At 38.4% G+C, this 21,014-nt stretch carries 15 protein-coding genes; 6 read left to right on the top strand and 9 right to left on the bottom strand.

Annotated features, from left to right (window positions below; genetic code table 11):
* Nucleotides 1–131 precede the first annotated feature (131 nt).
* Nucleotides 132–2,879: a DNA polymerase I gene (gene polA, locus RI845_RS18640; protein WP_348387676.1), complete on the bottom strand. Its 2,748-nt coding sequence runs from the start codon at nt 2,877–2,879 to the stop codon at nt 132–134.
* 601 nt (nt 2,880–3,480) lie between these two features.
* Complete coding sequence (gene gorA / locus RI845_RS18635; RefSeq protein ID WP_348387675.1) at nt 3,481–4,830, bottom strand: glutathione-disulfide reductase; 1,350 nt, start codon at nt 4,828–4,830, stop codon at nt 3,481–3,483.
* Between the two features lie 309 nt (nt 4,831–5,139).
* Here gorA and RI845_RS18630 point away from each other — a divergent pair, with 309 nt between their 5' ends.
* From RI845_RS18630 to RI845_RS18615, 4 genes are all read left to right on the top strand, one after another.
* Nucleotides 5,140–6,360, top strand: a complete 1,221-nt coding sequence (locus tag RI845_RS18630; RefSeq protein WP_348387674.1) for a dicarboxylate/amino acid:cation symporter — start codon at nt 5,140–5,142, stop codon at nt 6,358–6,360.
* A gap of 133 nt (nt 6,361–6,493) precedes the next feature.
* Nucleotides 6,494–8,536, top strand: coding sequence for an oligopeptidase A (gene prlC, locus RI845_RS18625; protein ID WP_348387673.1), 2,043 nt, complete (start codon nt 6,494–6,496; stop codon nt 8,534–8,536).
* A gap of 24 nt (nt 8,537–8,560) precedes the next feature.
* Nucleotides 8,561–9,277: a DNA-3-methyladenine glycosylase I gene (locus tag RI845_RS18620; RefSeq protein ID WP_348387672.1), complete on the top strand. Its 717-nt coding sequence runs from the start codon at nt 8,561–8,563 to the stop codon at nt 9,275–9,277.
* A 59-nt stretch (nt 9,278–9,336) separates the two neighbouring features.
* Nucleotides 9,337–10,080, top strand: a complete 744-nt coding sequence (locus RI845_RS18615; protein WP_405054136.1) for a class I SAM-dependent methyltransferase — start codon at nt 9,337–9,339, stop codon at nt 10,078–10,080.
* Between the two features lie 7 nt (nt 10,081–10,087).
* On the opposite strand, the gene ubiK is transcribed toward RI845_RS18615, so the two are convergent.
* Nucleotides 10,088–10,342 carry a ubiquinone biosynthesis accessory factor UbiK gene (gene ubiK, locus RI845_RS18610; RefSeq protein ID WP_348387670.1) on the bottom strand — a complete coding sequence of 85 codons (255 nt, stop codon included), beginning with the start codon at nt 10,340–10,342 and terminating at the stop codon, nt 10,088–10,090.
* Nucleotides 10,343–10,694: 352 nt separating this feature from the next.
* On the opposite strand from ubiK, the gene rep reads away from it, so the two are divergent.
* Nucleotides 10,695–12,728 (top strand): DNA helicase Rep, encoded by a 2,034-nt coding sequence (rep, locus tag RI845_RS18605; protein WP_348387669.1) that lies wholly within the window; start codon nt 10,695–10,697, stop codon nt 12,726–12,728.
* Between the two features lie 121 nt (nt 12,729–12,849).
* On the opposite strand, the gene RI845_RS18600 is transcribed toward rep, so the two are convergent.
* The 6 genes from RI845_RS18600 to ftsY form a co-directional block, all read right to left on the bottom strand.
* Nucleotides 12,850–13,932 carry a GGDEF domain-containing protein gene (locus RI845_RS18600; protein ID WP_348387668.1) on the bottom strand — a complete coding sequence of 361 codons (1,083 nt, stop codon included), beginning with the start codon at nt 13,930–13,932 and terminating at the stop codon, nt 12,850–12,852.
* Nucleotides 13,933–14,056: 124 nt separating this feature from the next.
* The gene (locus RI845_RS18595; RefSeq protein WP_348387667.1) at nt 14,057–16,063 is read right to left on the bottom strand and encodes a putative bifunctional diguanylate cyclase/phosphodiesterase; all 2,007 of its coding nucleotides are present in this window, start codon (nt 16,061–16,063) and stop codon (nt 14,057–14,059) included.
* Nucleotides 16,064–16,228: 165 nt separating this feature from the next.
* Nucleotides 16,229–17,098, bottom strand: coding sequence for an RNA polymerase sigma factor RpoH (gene rpoH / locus RI845_RS18590; protein WP_348387666.1), 870 nt, complete (start codon nt 17,096–17,098; stop codon nt 16,229–16,231).
* 232 nt (nt 17,099–17,330) lie between these two features.
* Nucleotides 17,331–18,311, bottom strand: a complete 981-nt coding sequence (ftsX, locus tag RI845_RS18585; protein ID WP_348387665.1) for a permease-like cell division protein FtsX — start codon at nt 18,309–18,311, stop codon at nt 17,331–17,333.
* Nucleotides 18,311–18,997 (bottom strand): cell division ATP-binding protein FtsE, encoded by a 687-nt coding sequence (gene ftsE, locus RI845_RS18580; RefSeq protein ID WP_348387664.1) that lies wholly within the window; start codon nt 18,995–18,997, stop codon nt 18,311–18,313. The genes ftsX and ftsE overlap by 1 nt, the downstream gene beginning before the upstream one ends.
* Nucleotides 18,998–19,047: 50 nt before the next feature.
* A complete protein-coding gene (gene ftsY, locus RI845_RS18575) occupies nt 19,048–20,250 on the bottom strand; it encodes a signal recognition particle-docking protein FtsY (protein ID WP_348387663.1) in 1,203 nt (400 codons plus the stop codon).
* 158 nt (nt 20,251–20,408) lie between these two features.
* On the opposite strand from ftsY, the gene rsmD reads away from it, so the two are divergent.
* Nucleotides 20,409–20,996 carry a 16S rRNA (guanine(966)-N(2))-methyltransferase RsmD gene (rsmD, locus tag RI845_RS18570; protein WP_348387662.1) on the top strand — a complete coding sequence of 196 codons (588 nt, stop codon included), beginning with the start codon at nt 20,409–20,411 and terminating at the stop codon, nt 20,994–20,996.
* Nucleotides 20,997–21,014 lie beyond the last annotated feature (18 nt).

Raw genomic sequence — 21,014 nt, 5'->3', positions numbered from 1 at the left:
ACTCTAGCTTGTAAAGTATTTATTCTAATTTTTATTACATTTTTGTAAAAAAAGTGAAAAAAATAGCAATTTATTGTTGTGTTTTCTATACCAAATGAATGCTTTTGTAATTTTATTACATTAATATTCAATTAGTGCGCTTGCTGCCAGTTGTCGCCAGTACCGGCCTCAGAGATTAATGGCACATTTAATTGCACGGCATTGTTCATTATTTCGACTAATTTTTCGGTTGTTTCCACAATTATGCTTTCTTCAACCTCAAAAATGAGCTCATCGTGTACCTGCATGGTCATTTTTATGCGTGGATCATTGCTTTCTACGAGCCATTTATCGACCGCAATCATAGCTTTTTTAATGATGTCTGCGGCCGTGCCTTGCATTGGTGCATTTATTGCGGCGCGCTCAGCAGCTTTTCGTCTTGCCCCATTTCTGGACTTAATTTCAGGTAAAAATAGTCGGCGGCCAAATATTGTTTCAACATAGCCTTGTTCAGAGGCTAATTGGCGAGTATTTTCCATGTACTCTAATACGCCAGGGTAACGTTCAAAATATGTATTCATATAATCTTGAGCTTTACCACGGGCAATGCCCAGTTGCTTAGATAAACCAAATGCAGACATACCATATATAAGGCCAAAGTTAATCGCTTTTGCGCTACGACGGTGATCTGAGGTTACTTGGTCCAGTTCTATATTGAATATTTCAGCGGCAGTTGCCTGATGAACATCTCGGCCTTCAGCAAACGCAGTTAATAGACCCTTATCATTCGACAAATGCGCCATAATGCGTAATTCAATTTGCGAGTAATCTATCGCCAATATTTTATAACCTTGCGGTGCGATGAACGCTTGGCGGATTTTTTTACCTTCTTCACTGCGAATTGGGATATTTTGCAGGTTAGGATCAGTTGAAGATAAACGTCCGGTCGCTGTTACAGCTTGATGGTATGAAGTATGCACACGACCAGATTTTTCACTCACCATTAATGGTAATTTGTCAGTATAGGTTGATTTTAATTTACTTAAACCACGATGCTCAATAATCAACTTAGGTAATGGGTAGTCTAAAGCTAACTCTTGTAATACCTCTTCAGCTGTTGAAGGAGCACCTTTTGGAGTTTTCTTGATCACCGGAATGCCCTGCTCTTCAAACAAAATTGTTTGAAGTTGTTTTGGTGAGCTCAAGTTAAAGCTTTTACCTGCCACGTTGTGTGCTTGAATCTCCAGTTCATCTAAACGCATGCCAATTTGATGACTTTGTTCATTTAGAAGTTCAGAATCAATTAGCACACCTGTTTGCTCCATACGGGCAAGTACGGGCATAAGCGGTAACTCAATTTCTGAGAATACTTGCTTTTGCTCTGCCAGTTTGTTCAGTTTAGGCCAAATTGCTTGGTGTAAACGCAGAGTTATATCAGCATCTTCTGCAGCATAGTGTCCTGCCTTTTCAACATCGATTTGATTGAAGGTAAGTTGCTTTGCTCCTTTTCCGGCGATGTCTTCAAAATGCACTGTTTTATAACCCAGGTATTTTTCAGCCAGAGCATCCATATTATGTCGAGTGGAAACACTGTTTAAACAATACGATTCAAGCATGGTATCAAAACCAACACCCTGTATGGTTATGTCATAATGACTAAGCACATTAGCGTCATATTTTAAGTTTTGGCCTATTTTTAAAATGCTGGTACTTTCTAATAGTGGTTTAAACTGCGCTAATACCCAATCTAAATCTAACTGTTCAGGTGCATCTATATAATCATGAGTAAGTGGTACATAAGCAGCTTTGCCAGCTTCAATAGCAAATGATAACCCTACTAACTTAGCTTCCATATAATTGACACTGGTAGTTTCAGTATCAAAGGCAAATTCAGTACAGGAATTTAATTTATCAAGCCAGGTTTGTAATTCAGCCTTGGTTAAAATAATGTCGTATGAACTTTCAATCGCAGCAGGTAATTCTTCATCTTCTTCTGCATCTGGGGCTTCAGTTGCTGCGGGTGTATCGCTGCCAGACTTACCTTTATCAAGCTCGGCGAGTAAACGTTTAAGTTCAAACTCGGTATACATTTCTCGTAAAGTATCTGTGTCAGCATCAACAGCTTCTATTTCATTAATTGGCTGCTCAAGTTCAACATCCAGTTTTATCGTTGCAAGCTCATAAGAAAGCGGTAATTGATCAAGTGCTGATCGAAGGTTTTCGCCTATTTTGCCTTTTACAGAGTCAGCGTTGGCAATAACATTGTCTAAATTTTCATGTTCTGTTAACCATTTTACTGCGGTTTTAGGGCCACACTTTTCAACGCCAGGAATGTTATCTACTTTGTCGCCCATTAATGCTAAATAATCGATGATTTGATCGGGACGAACACCAAACTTTTCAATAACGCCATCAACATCCATAGCGACATTAGTCATGGTATTGATTAAGGTGACATGTTCGGTAACCAACTGCGCCATATCTTTATCGCCGGTTGAAATTACTGTTTCTAAACCAAGTTTACTCGCTTGGTCGGCCAGCGTTCCGATAACGTCATCGGCCTCTACACCATCGATAACTAATAATGGTAATCCCATGGCTTTAATGATTTTATGCAGCGGTGCTATTTGGCTGCGCAAATCATCAGGCATCGGAGGACGATTTGCTTTATATTCTGGGTATAAATCGTTACGAAAGGTTTTACCTTTGGCATCAAAAATAACAACGATCTTTCCTGTCGGATAATCTTTTTGCAAACTTTTGATCATATTTAATACACCGGTGATCGCACCGGTAGGATGGCCATCTTTTGTTGAAAGTGCTTGTAAATATGGTACGTAATAAGCGCGAAACAAGTAAGACGAACCGTCAACGAGAATATAAGGGGAGGATTGAGTCATGGTATTAGTTTATTATCTTTGAAATTACTGGCAATAGCATGCCATAGATTGATCTAGTTTGGTATTGAAAAACTGTGGAAAAGGATCGTTTCTGTGGATAAGTCTGTTGAAGGAATTACTAAGTCCACCTGCTATAAAGAAAATTAGCAAGTGTAAAATGCCTGTAAGGCTTAATGTTTATGATGTTCGGAAGATACAACTGACCGTTTCTATTTATTATTATTGGTAAAATAGATGTGGATAATTTTTCCATAAATCCCAAAAGGTAAACAATATTGAAAAGAGTTTTTCCTAAATGGGATAATGATACTAGCAGAAAGATTTTCGAAAACAAACGGTTTTTTAACAATATATTAACTAATTAATTCAATTGATAATTTTGTTTTTAATGTAAAAAAGTGATTACCCAGATAAATAAAGGCTTGCAGCTAACTTGGTTATAGTCATCACTTTTTATTAACAAAAGTGCCAAGAAAAAAAGTACAAAAAAAAGCTCAATTTCCGAATTTAATTCTAGTCATTGAGCTGATACGAATTTGATTTTTCCACACACCACCAACTTAACAAAGCCGGTATTGGTGTTTATTGTCGAATAATACCGTTAACGCATAGTAACGAACTCTTCGGCAGCTGTTGGGTGTATTGCAATTGTGTTATCAAAGTCAGCCTTGGTAGCGCCCATTTTAACGGCCACAGCAAAGCCTTGTAGCATTTCATCGCTGCCAAGTCCGATACAGTGCATACCCACAATTTTTTCATTTTTACCCTGACAGATAAGCTTCATTCTACATGGTTGTCTATGCTGTGTTACCGCGGTATACATAGAAGTAAACTGAGAGGTATAAACAGTGATGTCTTCATCACCAAAAGAAGCGATAGCTTGTTGCTCAGTTAAGCCGATAGTGCCAATTGTTGGGTGTGAAAATACTACCGTTGGGATCAGATTGTAATCTAGATGCTCATCGGTTTTACCATTAAATAAACGTTCTGATAAACGACGACCTGCAGCGACTGCAACAGGTGTAAGTTGTGCTCGTCCTGTGTTATCACCAACAGCATAAATATTTTCAACGCTAGTGTTTTGATATTTGTCTGTATCGATAAACCCACGAGCATTTAATTCTATGCCTGTTGCTTTAATATTAATGTTATCTGTAGCTGGTTCGCGACCAATGGCCCAAATAATTGCATCAACGGTAATAGCTTCACCATTTTCTAGTTCTAGCGTTAAGCTGTTGTCGCTATTTTTAATGACTTCTTTTGGCGTGCAGTGTGTTTTTAGGGTTGGCCCTTCTGCCGCCATGATCTCAACTAAGGTATCTGACATCATGTCGTCAAAATCACGTAATGGTTTATGCTTACGCACTAATAAAGTCGTTTCACTACCTAGAGCGTTTAATACGCCGGCAATTTCAACGGCAATATAGCCTGCGCCTACCACGGCTACGCGTTTAGGTTGTTCATTTAATGCAAAGAATCCATCTGAAGTTATGCCATATTCCGCACCTGGAATGTTTGGCACACTAGGGCGACCGCCAGTGGCAATTAATATGTTGTCAGCTGTATAGGTTTCACCATTTACTTCAATGGTATTTTTATCAATAAATTTACCAAATCCATTGATAACGGTGACGTTATTTTTAGCCAAACCATTGTCATATGACTGATGAATACGAGAAATATAGGCTTGTCGACTCTCAACAAGTTTTTCCCAATTTAATTTTCCAGCAGTTAAATCGAAACCATAATCTTTAGAGTAGTGTACTGCGTCAGCAATTTGCCCTGCATACCACATTACTTTTTTAGGAACACATCCAACGTTTACGCAAGTACCACCTAATGCTTTTGCTTCTATTAATGCACACTTTTTGCCGTGCATTGCTGCTCGGTTTATTGATGCGATTCCGCCGCTGCCAGCGCCAAGGGCTATGTAGTCAAAATGTTGGCTCATGAATAATTCCTAAATAAAATAGATGCTTTAATAATTGTGCTCAACAACACATTTTTCAACTATAAGAGTGAAGTTTCATAGATTTTATTTCAACGAACTGTTTCTCAGTTGCAAAACGAGGCATAAGCTATGCTTATGAGGGTTGATACACTTAACATCCTAATTACATATGTTTTTATATAGTAGAAGCTTGATCTAAGATGTATAAAAGCTATTTAGATCAAATTGCTGGGCGTTAAATTTGTCAGTATTGAAATGTATAGCGCATTTAAGGGTTCCCCTCGAGCGTAAATTAACAAAGAGATATTTATGACATCAGTTAAACAAGGCTTTAAGCACAATATTGGATTACAGGTCGTCATCGCTATGGTGATTGGCGCTGTTGTTGGTGTACTTATGGGAGCCGACGCGTCAGTTTTTGCTCCTTTAGGGGCTATTTTCATTCATTTAATTACTATGCTAGTCGTACCCTTGGTCGCCGTTTCTATTATCTCTGGCGCAGCTAATTTAGGGGCTAGTCCCTCTGCCGGGAAAGTTGGTTTTGGTACTATCGCTTTTTTCATGATTACATCAGCAATTGCAGTGTTGTTAGCTATTTTTCTAGGAGAACTGTTTAAGCCAGGATTAGGAGTAGATACTTCCGCGGTTTCTAGTATGTTTGCCAATACTTATGCTGATAAAGGTGAAGTGGCAGGTGTATTTGATACCATTTTGGCGATGATCCCAACAAACATTTTTGAATCATTAAATTCAAGTAACATTCTACAAATAATCGTATTTTGCATGTTTTTTGGTATTGCTATTACTAAGGTTGGCGTTGAGCGAGCAAAACCGTTTTTAGCGGGAATTACAACAATCATTGACGCGTTTGTATGGATGATAAACAAAGTGATGATTATTGCCCCTATAGGCGTGTTTGGTTTAATGGCTGATGCCGTGGGCACATTTGGTTTTGATGTACTGGGTATCATCGTTAAGTTGGTTATGGTTTTTTTACTAGCGATAATTATCTTTGGCTTTATTGTGTACCCCCTAATGGTGAAGTTTTTATCAGATGTACCAGTAAAAGACTTTATATCGAAGATGAAAAAACCTCAGGCGGTAGCACTATCAACTGCTTCAAGCATGGCCACTTTGCCAGTAACGATGGAAGTATGTGAAGAAGAATTACAAGTGAAAAACTCGGTAGCATCTTTTGTATTACCCTTAGGTGCCACCATAAATATGAGCGGTAATGCTATTTATTATGGATTAGTAGCGGTATTTTTCGCGCAAATGTTCGGTGTTGAATTAAGCATGGGGGCTTATGTGGCTATCATCTTTACATCGACTATTGGTGCTATAGGACAAGCAGGCGTACCTGGGCCATCCTTCCTCGTTGTTGCCGTGTTACTTGCTGCTGGAATTCCAATTGAAGGTTTACCATTATTATTCGCCTTGGATAGAATTTTTGACATGATCAGAACAGCGTTAAATATTACTGGTGATGCAGTATGTGCGGTGATCATGAATAAACTCGTGCAAGAATAATTAAACTCATCATACTAATTACCTACAAGAAAAGACGCCAACGGCGTCTTTTTTTTGAATGTTACTTGAATAATCAACTAAAAGTACTTATCTCTAGTAGTATTACTATCTCCCTAATATTATAAGCAGCATTATGAGCAATCCATTACTAGAGCAAACAGGCCTTCCTGAGTTTTCCCAAATCAAACCAGATCATATTAAACCTGCAGTAGAGCAAGCGATTGCTAATGGTAAAAAAGCCATTGAGCAGGTCGTTGCCAGTGATGGACCTTTTACCTGGGACAACCTGGTAGCTTATATCGATGAGGTTGATGATCAGCTTGAAAAAATTTGGTCACCAGTGTCACACATGAACTCAGTAGTAAACAGTGATGAACTACGTGATGCTTATGATTCCTGTTTAGCCATGTTGTCTGAATACGGCACATGGGTTGGTCAACATAAAGGTTTATTCAATGCCTACCAACAACTTGCCAATAGCGATGAATTTGCCACGTTGAATGCTGCACAACAAAAAGTCATTAGTAATGCATTACGAGATTTCAAATTATCAGGTATTGCTTTAGAAGATGATAAAAAAGCTCGTTACGGTGAAATTCAAACTAAATTGTCAGAACTTGCTTCTAACTTTAGTAATAACGTATTAGATGCAACCGGTGCATTCACGATAAATATTACCAATGAAGGTGAGTTAACCGGCTTGCCTGAAAGTGCATTAGCCGGCGCTAAACAATTGGCCGAGTCACAAGAAAAGCAAGGCTGGTTATTCACGCTTGATATACCAAGTTATTTACCTGTAATGATGTATGCTGATAATGCAGCGTTACGCGAGAAAATGTATGTAGCTTATGTTACTCGTGCATCAGATAAAGGCCCAAATGCTGGCGAATTTGATAACTCAGCATTAATCACAGAAACATTGGCACTACGTCATGAAGTTGCCCAACTCTTAGGTTTTACTAACTACGCTGAAGAGTCACTTGCGACTAAAATGGCAGAAAACACTACGCAGGTGCTAGGGTTCTTAGAAGACTTGGCTAGTAAATCAAAAGCTCAAGGTGGTGAAGATCTCAACCAATTGACCGACTTTGCTAAAACCGAACTTAATATTGAGCAACTTAATCCATGGGATCTTGCTTATTATTCTGAGAAATTAAAACAAGCTAAGTACTCTATATCAGACGAAGACCTACGCCCATATTTCCCAGAAGATAAAGTTGTGTCTGGTTTGTTTGAGGTGGTACATCGTTTATATGGTTTAACCATTAAAGAGCGAGCGGGCGTTGATGTTTGGCATAAAGATGTTAGCTTTTTTGATGTCTATGATAATACCCAAAACTTACGAGGCAGCTTCTATTTAGATCTATACGCTCGTGATAAAAAGCGAGGTGGTGCCTGGATGGCCGACTGTGTGGGTCGTCGCCAGTTAAGCAAAAATACCGTGCAATTACCGGTAGCATTTTTAACCTGTAACTTTACCAAGCCTGTAGGTGATAAACCGGCGTTATTTACTCACGATGAAGTGGTAACGTTATTCCATGAATTTGGTCACGGCTTGCACCATATGCTTACTCAAATTAATGCCGCTGGTGTCGCTGGTATTAATGGCGTGCCATGGGATGCGGTAGAATTACCAAGCCAGTTTTTAGAAAATTGGTGTTGGGAGCCTGAAGCCCTTGCGTTTTTATCATCACATTTTGAAACTGGTGAATCATTACCACAAGAAATGTTGGATAAAATGTTGGCGGCGAAAAACTTCCAATCGGCAATGCAAATGTTACGACAGCTTGAATTCAGTATTTTTGACTTTAAAATTCATGCTGACTTTGATGCAAAAGCTGACAATCAAGTGCAACAAATTCTTGATCAGGTTCGTGCTCAATATGCTGTTGTTAAGGCGCCAGAGTTTAATCGTTTTCAACACAGCTTTGGTCATATCTTTGCCGGCGGTTATGCCGCAGGTTATTATTCTTACAAATGGGCTGAAGTGTTATCTGCTGATGCTTATTCGCGCTTTGAAGAAGAAGGTATTTTTAATGCAAGTACCGGCAAAGATTTTTTAGAGTGTGTGTTAGAAAAAGGTGGTTCACAAGAGCCTATGGAGTTATTTAAAGCATTCCGTGGTCGAGAGCCACAAGTAGATGCGTTATTACGTCATAGTGGCATTAATGCATAATAATTGGATTAAATAACTTAAATTATGGAAAAAATTCAGTCAATTTACCAACGAGCAATCGATCGCAAGGGCGGTGCAGATAATGTCGAACTGCTACTTTCGCCTTATCAAACCTTAGCAAATTCAAATGCTGAATTAGCAATGTTGGGTAATGATAGGTTTTTGGCTGAATTCACCAAAAAAGTATTTCAATCAGGCTTTGTTTGGCGCGTGGTCGAAAATAAATGGCCTAGTTTTGAGGAGCATTTTTTCAATTTTGATATTGAGAAAATATTAATGATGCCCGATGAGATGCTTGAACGAAAAGCTCAAGATCCAAAAATAATTCGCAATTTCAAAAAAGTGCAAACCATAAAGGCTAATGCCCATATGATCCATGATGTTGAACTTGAGCAGGGCAGCTTTAGTGAATTTATTGCTGCCTGGCCTGAAAGTGACATCATCGGTTTATGGAGTTACCTTAAAAAGCACGGTCAGCGCTTAGGGGGTAATACCGGGCCTTATGCACTTAGATCATTAGGGAAGGACACCTTCTTGTTGAGTCGCGATGTAGAAAGTTATTTTCGTAATCATGAGTTAATCACCGGCGGACTTACCAGCAAGACCAGCTTAAACACTATTCAACAATGCTTTAATGAATGGCGTGAGCAAAGCGGTTATAGTTTAAAGAAGATCAGCCGCCTTATTGCTTTAAGTACCGGTGATAATCATTTTCATGTAGAACAAGTACCAACAAATTAATGACTGACTCAAACGTATCACCACATTGTTTAGTTTTCGCTGATAGTTTTAACAACATTATGCGAGCAGAGCATGCTGCACAAAAATGGGGATTACCTTACGGTGGTGAATTACGAGATTTAAAAAAAGTAAAAAGCCCTTTTTACTTATTAGCTACCGATCATCAATTAGAATTGCACAAAACAGATGAGCCAAAGCTCGACGGTATTGTTGTTGACTTTATTGGTGGTGCAGTCGCTCATCGTCGTAAATTTGGTGGTGGTCGTGGTCAAGATATTGCCAAAGCAATTGGTTTAAAACATGGCTTTGAGCCAAATGTATTGGATGCAACTGCGGGGCTTGGTCGAGATGCTTTTTTATTAGCGAGTTTAGGCTGCAAAGTTACCATGATGGAACGCCAGTTACCTGTTGCGGCGCTACTGGATGATGGTTTAGAGCGTGGTAAGGTAGATGCTGATATTGGTGATTGGCTCATTGAGCGTTTAACGTTAATAAATGCTTCCTCAATTGATGCAATGAGCAAGCTTACTGATATCGATGTTGTTTATCTTGACCCAATGTATCCACACCGAGAAAAGTCTGCTGCCGTTAAAAAGGAGATGCGGGTATTTCAAACATTGGTGGGAAGTGATCCTGACGCTGATGACTTATTGGATCAGGCATTAGCATTGGCAAAATACAGAGTCGTGGTGAAGCGCCCAAGTTATGCAGAGCCGTTAAATGGTAAAAAACCATCAACGAGTATCAAAATGAAGAAAAATCGTTTTGATGTTTATGTGAACCAGGGCATTCCAAAAGCATAAGTTAATATTAGCTTTCTGTTTTTATTTTCTCTTCAAGTTCGGCGATTTTGCCTGCCATTTCATCTAATTTAGCTCTAGTTTTGATTAATACCTGTGTTTGTACATCAAACTCTTCACGGCTAACTACGTCTAATTGAGATAGTTTACTTTGTAATACTTGCTTCGCTTTTGATTCGAAATCAGTGGCCACATTTTTTACGCCTGGAGGAATTGCTTCAGTAATTTGTTTGGCGATATCTTCAATTTTTTTAGCGTTAATCATATTGTTCTCGTTAAATCAGTACATATATAACGCATATAATACCTACTAATGCTTGTTAAGCACAGGCTTTGAATAAATTTGTTAACACTTATTAGTTTTATACCACTTCCAACAATTACCTGCTTGCTGAGTAACATTTATAAAAGACATAAATGCTACCCGTTGGGAACCTAGCTAAAACGTTTTAACTACCTGAAATTTAATAAAGATATGAATAACTATCTCTATCAAATTTCAATTGTTATAACACTTTATCTAGCATTCTCAGTTAATCACCTAATTAATGGAATTGGTATTGTTGAAAAAAGCAGGTAAAATTGCCACTTTAAAATTTTCTAGTAATTACTCATAAATGAAACTTAACCCTGGACAAAATGAAGCAAAAAACTACGTTAGTGGGCCATGCCTGGTACTGGCAGGTGCTGGTAGTGGTAAAACGGGGGTTATTTGTCAGAAAATTTCATACCTAATTCAAGAGTGCGGTTATAAAGCTCGCAATATAGCGGCCGTAACGTTTACCAACAAAGCTGCTCGAGAAATGAAAGAGCGCGTCGGTAAAATGCTTGGCAAAGATTTGACTCGTGGGTTGATGGTATCAACGTTTCATTCATTGGGCCTTGATATTGTGCGACGAGAAATTAAAACCTTGGGCTTTAAACCAGGTTTTACCTTATTTGATGACCAAGATACATTGTCATTATTAAAAGAGCTTACAGAAAAAGAGCTTGATGGCGATAAAGAGCTATTGTCCCGTTTACAAAGTATGATTTCCAACTGGAAAAACGATTTAATGTTACCCGATGGTGCATTAAAACGAGCTCGTGGCGCTGATGAAGTCATGTTTGCTGAGTTTTATCAACGTTATCATCAAAATATGCGAGCTTATAATGCCCTAGATTTTGATGATTTGATCATGATCCCTACCTTGCTACTACGAAACTATGAAGAAGTCCGTCAGCGTTGGCAAAGAAAAATTCAATACTTGTTAGTGGATGAGTATCAAGATACCAATACCAGCCAATATGAATTAGTAAAGAATATAGTAGGCGAGCGAGCACGGGTAACTGTGGTTGGCGATGATGATCAGTCTATTTATTCTTGGCGTGGTGCTAAGCCACAAAATCTTGTATTGCTTGGTGAAGATTTTCCACAATTAAAGTTGATTAAATTAGAGCAAAACTATCGCTCCAGTGGCCGCATATTAAAGTGTGCAAATATTCTTATTGCCAATAACCCGCACGTGTATGACAAAGCGCTTTTTAGTGAATTAGCTTACGGTCCAGAGCTTAGAGTGGTCAAAACAAAAAATGAAGATCATGAGGCTGAGCGGGTAGCCGGTGAATTACTAGGTCATCGTTTTTTAAACAAAAGCCAGTTTAAAAATTACGCCATTTTGTATCGAGGTAATTTTCAATCAAGAGTGATCGAAAAAGTGTTAATGCAAAATCGCATTCCTTATAAAATAAGTGGCGGCACCTCGTTTTTCTCGCGCGCAGAAATTAAAGACATAATGGCGTATTTACGCGTTATTGTTAATCCGGATGATGATAATGCCTTTTTGCGCATTGTTAATGTACCCAAACGAGAAATAGGCCCTGCAACACTCGAAAAACTCGGAACGTACGCCAATATTCGCCAAATAAGCATGTTTGCTGCCAGTTTCGAATTAGGCTTGGAGCAACATTTGACGGGTAGAGGTTTAGCGCACGTACAACGTTTTACCCGTTTAATTGTCGAAACAGAAGATAACGCCAACCGTGGTGATACTGCTGCAGTGCTTCGAGGCTTCATTCAAGGCATTAATTACGAAGATTACCTGTACGATACATCTCCGAGTGCCAAAGCAGCAGAAATGCGCATGAAGAACGTGACACAACTGTTTAGCTGGGTTACCGATATGCTTGCTGGCGATGATGAGAATGAGCCGATGACATTGGCGCAAATTGTTACTCGTTTAACCTTGCGCGACATGATGGAAAGAGATGAAGAAGAAGGTGAAGCTGATCAAGTACAATTGATGACCTTGCATGCATCAAAGGGCCTAGAATTTCCTTATGTGTTCCTTATTGGCATGGAAGAAGGTATGTTGCCACATCAAACCAGTATTGATGAAGATAATATTGAAGAAGAGCGACGGTTGGCTTACGTAGGTGTAACGAGAGCGCAGAAAGAGTTAATTTTTACTTATGCGCAAGAGCGCAGACAATACGGTGAGGTTATACGAACTGAGCCATCAAGATTTTTATACGAAATGCCGCAAGATGATTTAGCCTGGGAGCAAGGCGGGCAACGTAAGCAGAGCGCAGAAGAAGCGCAAAATAAAGGCAAAGCAGGAGTAGCTGGGCTAAGAGCCATGCTAGATGCTAAAAAGCAGGCTAAAAGCTAAGTTCAACAGGTGCGAACTCGGCGCTTTGCACCTTCGAATATGCTGACGCTTCGATAGCTACTTCGTAATTCGAAATGCAATGTATTCGAGATTCGTTTCTATTTAAGAAATTCGTTTCTAATTAAGCCATTTGCTCAATAAAGTCTATGCTACCTGCACCCATAATTTTGGCTTGATATAAGGCTGTATCGGCAATCGATACTAACTCCCCAATCGTTTCACACGAATTATGGACAACGACCCCCATACTCATGGTGTTGGAAATAGCTTGCTTGTCAGCACTGATAAAAGGCATATTTTCAATTTGATAACTCAACTTTTGAGCAAACTTTTCAGCTTCCAGCCTAGTGTATTCTGGTAGAGTAATGACAAACTCTTCACCGCTGATACGACCAATCATTTCACCTTTATTACACAAGCTTTTTAATAACGTTGCTAAATGGATTAAATAGTCATCACCAACTAAATAGCCGTACTTATCGTTAATGCGTTTGAAATTATCTAAATTAGTTAAAATTAAAGAGAACGGTCTATTGTTTGAGTTTGCGATGTCTAATTGCTCTTGGCCAGCTTCAAAAAAGTAATTACGATTCAAACAATTGGTTAGCTTATCTGTTTTATCTCGATTGTTTATTAGTGCCTCATGATGAGATATTTGTTGATTAAACATCGCTGAAATTACCACTAATTCAATCATAGTGAAAAATACGACTGATTGATAAATGGTGTTGTTCGCTTCATGTGACAAGAGGATTAATGGCGTGGTATTGATGGTGTTTTCACAATAGAAAAATAATGCGGTAGCAATAAGTGAGAGTATTACTTTTTCTTTTTGTTGGTGTAATTCAAATAATAAAAATGCTCCAACCGGTACTAAAAAGTAGAATAAATGAAACCCCGATAATTTAGTGACAAAAATATTCGTACAGGCCCATAAATGCAACATTAACACCGAAAAAAACCATAATTTGGCATTCTTTATGGCATTAAAACGCATAAACAAATAACCAAGAGCGTAAGCGATTGTAAAGCCTAAGTTTAAAAAACCAACGACATTTTCTTTTAAAATTAACAGATACATAAGGGTATAGGTCGCTGAGATGAATACGGTAATTACCGTAATCCAGTTGTTGGTTTTTATTTTATTGGCAACATTAAACGGTTGAAATTCTGCGCCAGTATTGATGATTTTAAAAATAGACATATAAAATAAATCAACTAGGTCATTAAAAAGCTAATTTATATTAGCGCATAACAATATAAAAGACAGGTGCTAGAGCCTAATTAAATGTAAAAAATTATATAATTTGTTGTAAAAGGCAGGTATTTTACGCGCAATGATTTACGTCATTATCTGGTTCGTCGGCTTCGATCGCTTTTGGTTTACTAATGTAGAACCCTTGGCCATATTCACACCCAGCTGCAATTACCTTTTCTAATTGAGCTTGGGATTCTATTCCTTCCGCAACCAATCTAAAACCAAAAGACTCCCCTAGCGCAGCTAAGCTTTTTGCCAACTCCCAGTTTTTCATGTTGGTTGAAAATGACCGAACAAAATTTTGCTCCAGTTTAATAAACTCAAATGGGTAGTTATTTAAGTAATTAAGCGAGGATTGACCTGAACCATAATCATCAAGAGCGAGTTTAACTCCGGTTTTTTTGAGGATTTTTAAGTTTTTTAATGAGCGCTCTGACTGTTCATTAAATGCTTTTTCATTAAACTCAATAATTAATCGTTCTGGCTCATTAAAGTGCTGTTGGATTAATTTGCTAAGCTGCTGTACTGGTTTTGTTTGTAGTATGTGCTTTCCCGACAGGTTTATCGATACAAAACTGCCTTTGTCTTCAGGTTGTTCATCCCAAAGTTTTATCTGTTTGGCTACACTTTCAACAACCCAGTTTTCAATATCAATAATTAAGCCTGTTTCTTCGGCTAGTTCAAGAAAACTGGTGGGCGACATTAACCCCTTAGTTGGGTGTTGCCACCTCAATAAAGCTTCATAACCAATAGTATCTGAACCAATTAATTCTGAAATTTTTTGATAGTGCAGAATAAACTCTTGGTTATTTACTGCTTGACGCAGGTCTTGTTCAAGAGAAAGGTTCGCCAATAGCTCTTCTCGCATACTTTCATCAAAGAACATGAAGCGGCCGCGACCCATTGATTTAGCTTGGTACATGGCAGCATCAGCATCTCGTAGTACATCGCTTGCTTGTTTATAGTGTTGATCACAAATGGCAATACCAATACTGGCACTTGAAAATAGCTGTTGGTTATCAATAGTAAATGGTTGTTTTATCGTTTCAATAATACGATTAGCAATATCTTCAGCATCATCAGAATGCGCCAGGGTATCAAGTAATACTACGAATTCATCCCCGCCTAAACGAGAAACAATATCGTTACTACGAATGCACTCTAAAATACGGTCAGCAATTTGTATTAATAACTCGTCACCAACGTGATGCCCTAAGGTATCATTTATCACTTTAAAGCGATCTATGTCGATAAATAGCACGCCAAAGCGATGGTTAATATGGCGCTTAAGATGCTTAATCGATTGCTCTAAACGATCAGTAAACATTGCTCTGTTAGGCAGCTTAGTTAAGGCATCGTGGTGAGCATCGTAATAAAGTTTAAGTTCGCTTTTTCGGCGCTGTTCAACTTGTTGGCGTAAATTAAAATTACTTTTTTGTAAATTTTGAGTCCGATCGAAGATGATGTCTTCTATGTCTTTACTGTAAAGTTTAAGCTGTTCATTGGCTCTATTGCGATGTATGGCAGCAGCAATAAGTGTCGCGATAAACTTAATCAACTCTAAGTTTGTTTGTGCTTTATGATTTGGATTGATAAAGCCTTTTACCCCAACAATGCCTATGGTTAAGCCTTCAACTAATAATGGCGCAGCTAACCACACATCAATTAAGTGTGTTTGCCTCGTTCGTGTTGGGAAGGGTCTTTCATTAATACTATTGTCGTTATTTAAAATACTGACTTGGTCGTGATTTATTAATACAGGATTTGGAATGTTATTAATAAAGTCGATGATGTCAGGGGTAAGTTGTTGTTCAATTGGAGAGCAATTAAGTTCATCTATATAAAAGTGTTCGGCTTGGTCTGAATTTGCTTGTGTATATAGCTGAATATATAAATTTTCAGCAGGGAAATGCTGTTGAATAATTTTTTGTAAAGCAGGATAAAAAGCAGACATGTCTGTAACTAAGCAGCAAAGCTCAGAAAGTTTAAGTAAGCCAGTCTGAACTTTTTTCGTTTGTTTATATTGCGTTAAAAGAGACTTGAGCTTTTGTATTGCGGAAATTTTTCTTCCTGTCATATTCTGCCTTTGTTCCTTCAAAGTGCTGTATTGAGCTGTTTTTATTCATTGTGAGTTAATAAGTTTAGCAGTGAATCATCTCTTGTCGAATTTAAGGCTTCCATATGCAAAAAAGCCAGGTTAAACCTGGCTTTTTTATTCAATTATTAGCTATTCACTACATTGTTAGTGTTCAGCAATAGAGCCTTTTAACTTGTTAAGGGCATTTTTTTCTAACTGACGAACACGTTCAGCTGATATTTGATATTTATCGGCTAAATCTTGCAGTGTTGATTTATCATCGGTTAACCAACGCGCTCTAATAATATCTTGGCTACGTTCATCAAGGCTAGTAATAGCTTGAGTTAGTTGATTGTTAACATGGTTATCCCAGTTTGAACTCTCAACTTGCTCTGATAAATCTGAACTGTGATCTTCTAGGTATTGTGATGGCGAAAAACTGCTGGTTTGTTGGCCGGCGTCATCGTCACTATCAGACAAGTCGAACGCTTGATCGCTACTTGCCATGCGATTTTCCATCTCAAGTACATCTTTGGTAGATACACCTAACGTTTCAGCTACAGTATGAACTTCATCATTACTAAACCAACCAAGACGTTTTTTGTTTTTGCGAAGGTTAAAGAATAATTTACGTTGCGCTTTTGTTGTCGCAATTTTAACAATGCGCCAGTTTTTCAATACGAATTCATGAATTTCGGCTTTAATCCAATGCACAGCAAACGATACTAAACGTACGCCTACTTCCGGGTTAAAGCGTTTTACTGCTTTCATCAACCCTACATTACCTTCTTGGATAAGATCAGCTTGTGGTAAACCATAGCCAGAGTAACCTTTGGCAACATGGATAACAAAACGTAAATGCGACATGATTAATTCTTGAGCGGCACTTAAGTCACCATCGTAGTGTAGACGGGTAGCGAGCTCGTGCTCTTTTTCAGCAGTAAGCATTGGAATGCTATAAGCCGATTGCATGTATGATTCAATGCTGCCACTTTGTGGGACAGTTAGTGCCATAGATTGCATAGTATTACTCATTTCTACCTCTTTAAAACCTTGTTTTACGCTATTTCTTACACACCTATTCATTAGGTGGACTTTGGATACTATCATAGCTTTTTTGAGATCGCTAATTTAAAAAATAGTATAATTTAATCGAAAAAAACGTAGCACTTAAAATGCTACTTAACTGTTTGATTCAAATAAATTTAATTAGTTCAATAACAGTCTTTTCAAATTGTAACCAGAGATGAATTCAGCTGAAAATTGATCAGTCTGCACTAGGTTCTATTGATTTAATATGTTGTCGAACCGAAATATAGCTACCAAGTAAGCCCAAGCTAATAGCTGTAAGTATTAATAACATGATTTCATCAAAGTCTAGGGTTTGTAATGAAAACTGGCTTTGATAAAGCTCGGCCAAGTCAACAATCGCGTAATCGAGATAGCTACCAAGGATTGCAACGGTTATTGCTGCTAGTAAACCGCCAAACACACCATACCAAAAACCAGTATACATAAATGGTCGTTGAATAAAGGCATCAGTAGCACCAACCATTTTCATTACTGCAATGGCACTCTTTTGATTTAAAATCGCTAAACGTATGGTATTACCAATAATTAATACCACAGATAAGCTTAACAATATGGCTAATGACGTTACTATGTCTTGAATTAGCACCATAATGGCTTCTAAACGGGTAAGCCACTCAAGATCAAGTTTACCTTGAGCTACACCTCTTTCTTTTTCTAGCTTTTCCAGTAATGCTTGTGCTGCGGTTGGTTGGCTGAAACGCTTTGATGGAGTGACCAGAATTGTTGCTGGCAATGGATTATCATCTAAATAAGATAACGCTTTACCAAAGCCGGAAAGCTTTTTGAATTCGGTTAATGCATCAGCCGCTGAAATATAACGTACTTCTTTTACTTCAGGATATAGCTGAATACGTTTTACTAGATTTTGCGCGTCTTTATCTTTAACCGACAGCTTTAAAAAAACACTAATTTGCGCAGCAGAATCCCAATTTGAACTTACTTGTTGGGCATTTTTAGTGAACAGGTGCAGAGTCGCCGGCAGCGTTAAACTAATGCCTAATACCAATATGGTCATGATAGACGCCATTGGTGTTCGCCATAAATCTCCTAAGCTACCAAGAGCTTGTTGTAGGTGACGAACAGGTAACATGAGCAGAGAATTTAATGAGAAGCCAGTGCTCTTTCTAAGTAAAGCATTTGATTCTTTCTTAGCCATTACTCTTCCTCCTCTTCACTCTGACTTAAACCATCGGTGATCATCGTGCCTTGCTTTAATGTCAGGGTACGATATTTCATTCTGGCGATTAGTCCAAGGTCATGGGTGGCGATAAGAACACATACGCCAACAGAGTTGAACTCTTCGAAAAGGCGAATAATATCTAATGATAATTTAGGATCTAAGTTACCGGTTGGCTCATCGGCAAGAATGATTGGCGGTTTATTAACAATTGCTCTGGCTATGCCCACTCGCTGCTGTTCACCACCGGAAAGCATATGAGGGTAGCATTTAATTTTGCTTGCCAGGCCAACTTTTTCTAATGCCGCTTCAACTCGTTTACGCGTTTCTTTATGACCTACGTTTTCAATCACTAAAGGTAGTGCAACATTGTCAAAAATAGTGCGATCCATGAGTAAGTTATGATTTTGAAAAATCATGCCTATATTGCGGCGCATATATGGGATTTGAGAATAATTAATTCGTGATATATCACTGTTGTTAATTAGAATTTGCCCGGCAGTTGGCTTTTCCATAACACTGATCAGTTTTAACAGGGTACTTTTACCCGCACCTGAGTGGCCTGTTAAAAACGCCATTTCACCGGTCTCTAAATTGAAGCTAATGTTTCTTAAGGCGTTAAAGCCACCTGGATAAGTTTTATTTACAGCATTAAAACGGATCATTGTGTGTCACTTATTATTATTTTAGTTAAACAACGTTGAATTTGGTGGTGCTATTCCTGTGTTTCAAATAGGGCTTCAATAAAATCTTCACCATCAAATGGTCGAAGATCATCAATTCCTTCACCAACACCTAAATAACGAATTGGTACGCTAAACTTATCTGCTAAGGCGAATATAACACCACCCTTTGCGGTTCCGTCTAGTTTAGTAACATTAATTCCAGTTAAGCCAACAGCTTCATTAAATAATTGAGTTTGGCTTATTGCATTTTGACCAGTACCAGCGTCAATAGTTAGCATAACCTCATGCGGGGCATTTTGGTCAATTTTTTTCATCACGCGTACAACTTTAATCAATTCTTCCATTAAATGCGCTTTGTTTTGTAATCGACCGGCAGTATCGGCAATTAAAATATCGATACCTTTACTTTTAGCTGAATTAATCGCATCAAAAATAACTGAAGCACTGTCAGCACCTGTGTGCTGAGCTACAACAGGGATATCGTTACGCTCACCCCAAACTTGCAGTTGTTCAACTGCAGCGGCGCGGAAAGTATCGCCTGCAGCAAGCATTACAGATTTACCCTGGGCTTGAAATTGTTTCGCTAATTTACCAATCGTTGTGGTTTTACCAACACCATTAACACCAACCATTAAAATAACATGTGGGCCTTCGTTGGTTTCAGGCTCTGGTTGTTCAACGGTTGCTAATATTTTCTTCAGCTCTGCTTTTAATAAATCATAAAGCGCTTCTGCATCTTTTAGTTGCTTGCGCGATGCTGATTCAGTCAAAGAATCTATAATTTTAGTGGTGGTATCAACGCCAACGTCAGCTAATAATAACTGTGTTTCTAACTCTTCAAATAATTCGTCATCAATTTTTTTGCCGCGAAATAGATCAAAAATTCCACCACCAAGGTTTTGTCTGGTTTTCGTTAAACCTTGTTTTAAGCGAGCAAAAAAACCAGATTTTTGTTGTGGTTCAGCAACCACAGGTGTAGCTTTTTGCTCTGGCTCTGGCTCTGGCTCTGGCTCTGGCTCTGGCTCTGGCTCTTCTTCAGCAGGTTCTGCAGCAACAGGTACTTCAGCTTCAGAAGTCACAGTTTCTGTCTGTTCTGAATCATCTACACTTGGTTGTTCAGTTACTTCTGCATTTTCTGCCGTGCTTTCAACTGCCTCTAAAATTTCTTCGGGAGCATCAACTGCGGGTTTATCTTTTTTCAGCCAGCCAAAAAGGCCTTTCTTCTTCGACATAATAAATAAATTCGATAATAAGTTGGAGATTGCGACTGCAATAAATTTACCATGGTAGGTAGATAGATTGGTATAATCGCCTTTTTGTTTATAATATCATCATAGTTGGTTTGGCAAAACCAACCAAGATAAAATAAACTCGCTGAAATGGTAAGTAAATGGCTAAAAATCGTAAAGCAAAAAGTCAAAATCAACAAACAGGTCAAGTTCGAATTATCGCCGGGCAGTTTCGCGGTCGTAAACTTCCTGTAATTATGGCCGATGGTCTAAGACCTACAACCGACAGAGTAAAAGAAACGGTTTTTAATTGGTTAATGCCTTATCTATACAATGCCAAGTGTTTAGACTGCTTTGCTGGCTCGGGTAGCTTAGGGTTTGAAGCCTTATCTCGCGGGGTTAGCAGCACTCAATTTTACGAATTAAATGCCACTGCGGCCAAACAAATTCAAGACAATATCCAATTATTAAAAGCAAGCAATGCCCAAATTAATAAAGGCAGCTGTTTAACCTTATTAGAATCCGAACAGCAACAGTTTGATTTAGTATTTATTGACCCGCCGTTTAGAAAGGGCTTTGTAGCACAAACAGCTGAGCTACTAGAGTCGAAAAGCTTGTTAGCAGATGAGGCAGTTATATATGTAGAAGTGGAGTCTGAACTTACAGATCTGCAGTTACCCGTTAACTGGCAGTTGTTAAAAGAAAAGATTTCAGGTCAGGTTGCCTATCGCTTATATCAGCGCAGTTAAAAACGATCAGCAGAGTCA

Source organism: Thalassotalea nanhaiensis, assembly GCF_031583575.1.
Classification (GTDB): Bacteria; Pseudomonadota; Gammaproteobacteria; order Enterobacterales; family Alteromonadaceae; genus Thalassotalea_A; species Thalassotalea_A nanhaiensis.
This window is presented reverse-complemented; position numbering and strand designations above follow the sequence as displayed.

Coding starts and splice junctions, on each gene's coding strand:
- polA (WP_348387676.1), bottom strand. CDS start 2,879: ATGACTCAATCCTCCCCTTATATTCTCGTTGACGGTTCGTCTTACTTG.
- gorA (WP_348387675.1), bottom strand. CDS start 4,830: ATGAGCCAACATTTTGACTACATAGCCCTTGGCGCTGGCAGCGGCGGA.
- RI845_RS18630 (WP_348387674.1), top strand. CDS start 5,140: ATGACATCAGTTAAACAAGGCTTTAAGCACAATATTGGATTACAGGTC.
- prlC (WP_348387673.1), top strand. CDS start 6,494: ATGAGCAATCCATTACTAGAGCAAACAGGCCTTCCTGAGTTTTCCCAA.
- RI845_RS18620 (WP_348387672.1), top strand. CDS start 8,561: ATGGAAAAAATTCAGTCAATTTACCAACGAGCAATCGATCGCAAGGGC.
- RI845_RS18615 (WP_405054136.1), top strand. CDS start 9,337: ATGCGAGCAGAGCATGCTGCACAAAAATGGGGATTACCTTACGGTGGT.
- ubiK (WP_348387670.1), bottom strand. CDS start 10,342: ATGATTAACGCTAAAAAAATTGAAGATATCGCCAAACAAATTACTGAA.
- rep (WP_348387669.1), top strand. CDS start 10,695: ATGAAACTTAACCCTGGACAAAATGAAGCAAAAAACTACGTTAGTGGG.
- RI845_RS18600 (WP_348387668.1), bottom strand. CDS start 13,932: ATGTCTATTTTTAAAATCATCAATACTGGCGCAGAATTTCAACCGTTT.
- RI845_RS18595 (WP_348387667.1), bottom strand. CDS start 16,063: ATGACAGGAAGAAAAATTTCCGCAATACAAAAGCTCAAGTCTCTTTTA.
- rpoH (WP_348387666.1), bottom strand. CDS start 17,098: ATGAGTAATACTATGCAATCTATGGCACTAACTGTCCCACAAAGTGGC.
- ftsX (WP_348387665.1), bottom strand. CDS start 18,311: ATGGCTAAGAAAGAATCAAATGCTTTACTTAGAAAGAGCACTGGCTTC.
- ftsE (WP_348387664.1), bottom strand. CDS start 18,997: ATGATCCGTTTTAATGCTGTAAATAAAACTTATCCAGGTGGCTTTAAC.
- ftsY (WP_348387663.1), bottom strand. CDS start 20,250: ATGTCGAAGAAGAAAGGCCTTTTTGGCTGGCTGAAAAAAGATAAACCC.
- rsmD (WP_348387662.1), top strand. CDS start 20,409: ATGGCTAAAAATCGTAAAGCAAAAAGTCAAAATCAACAAACAGGTCAA.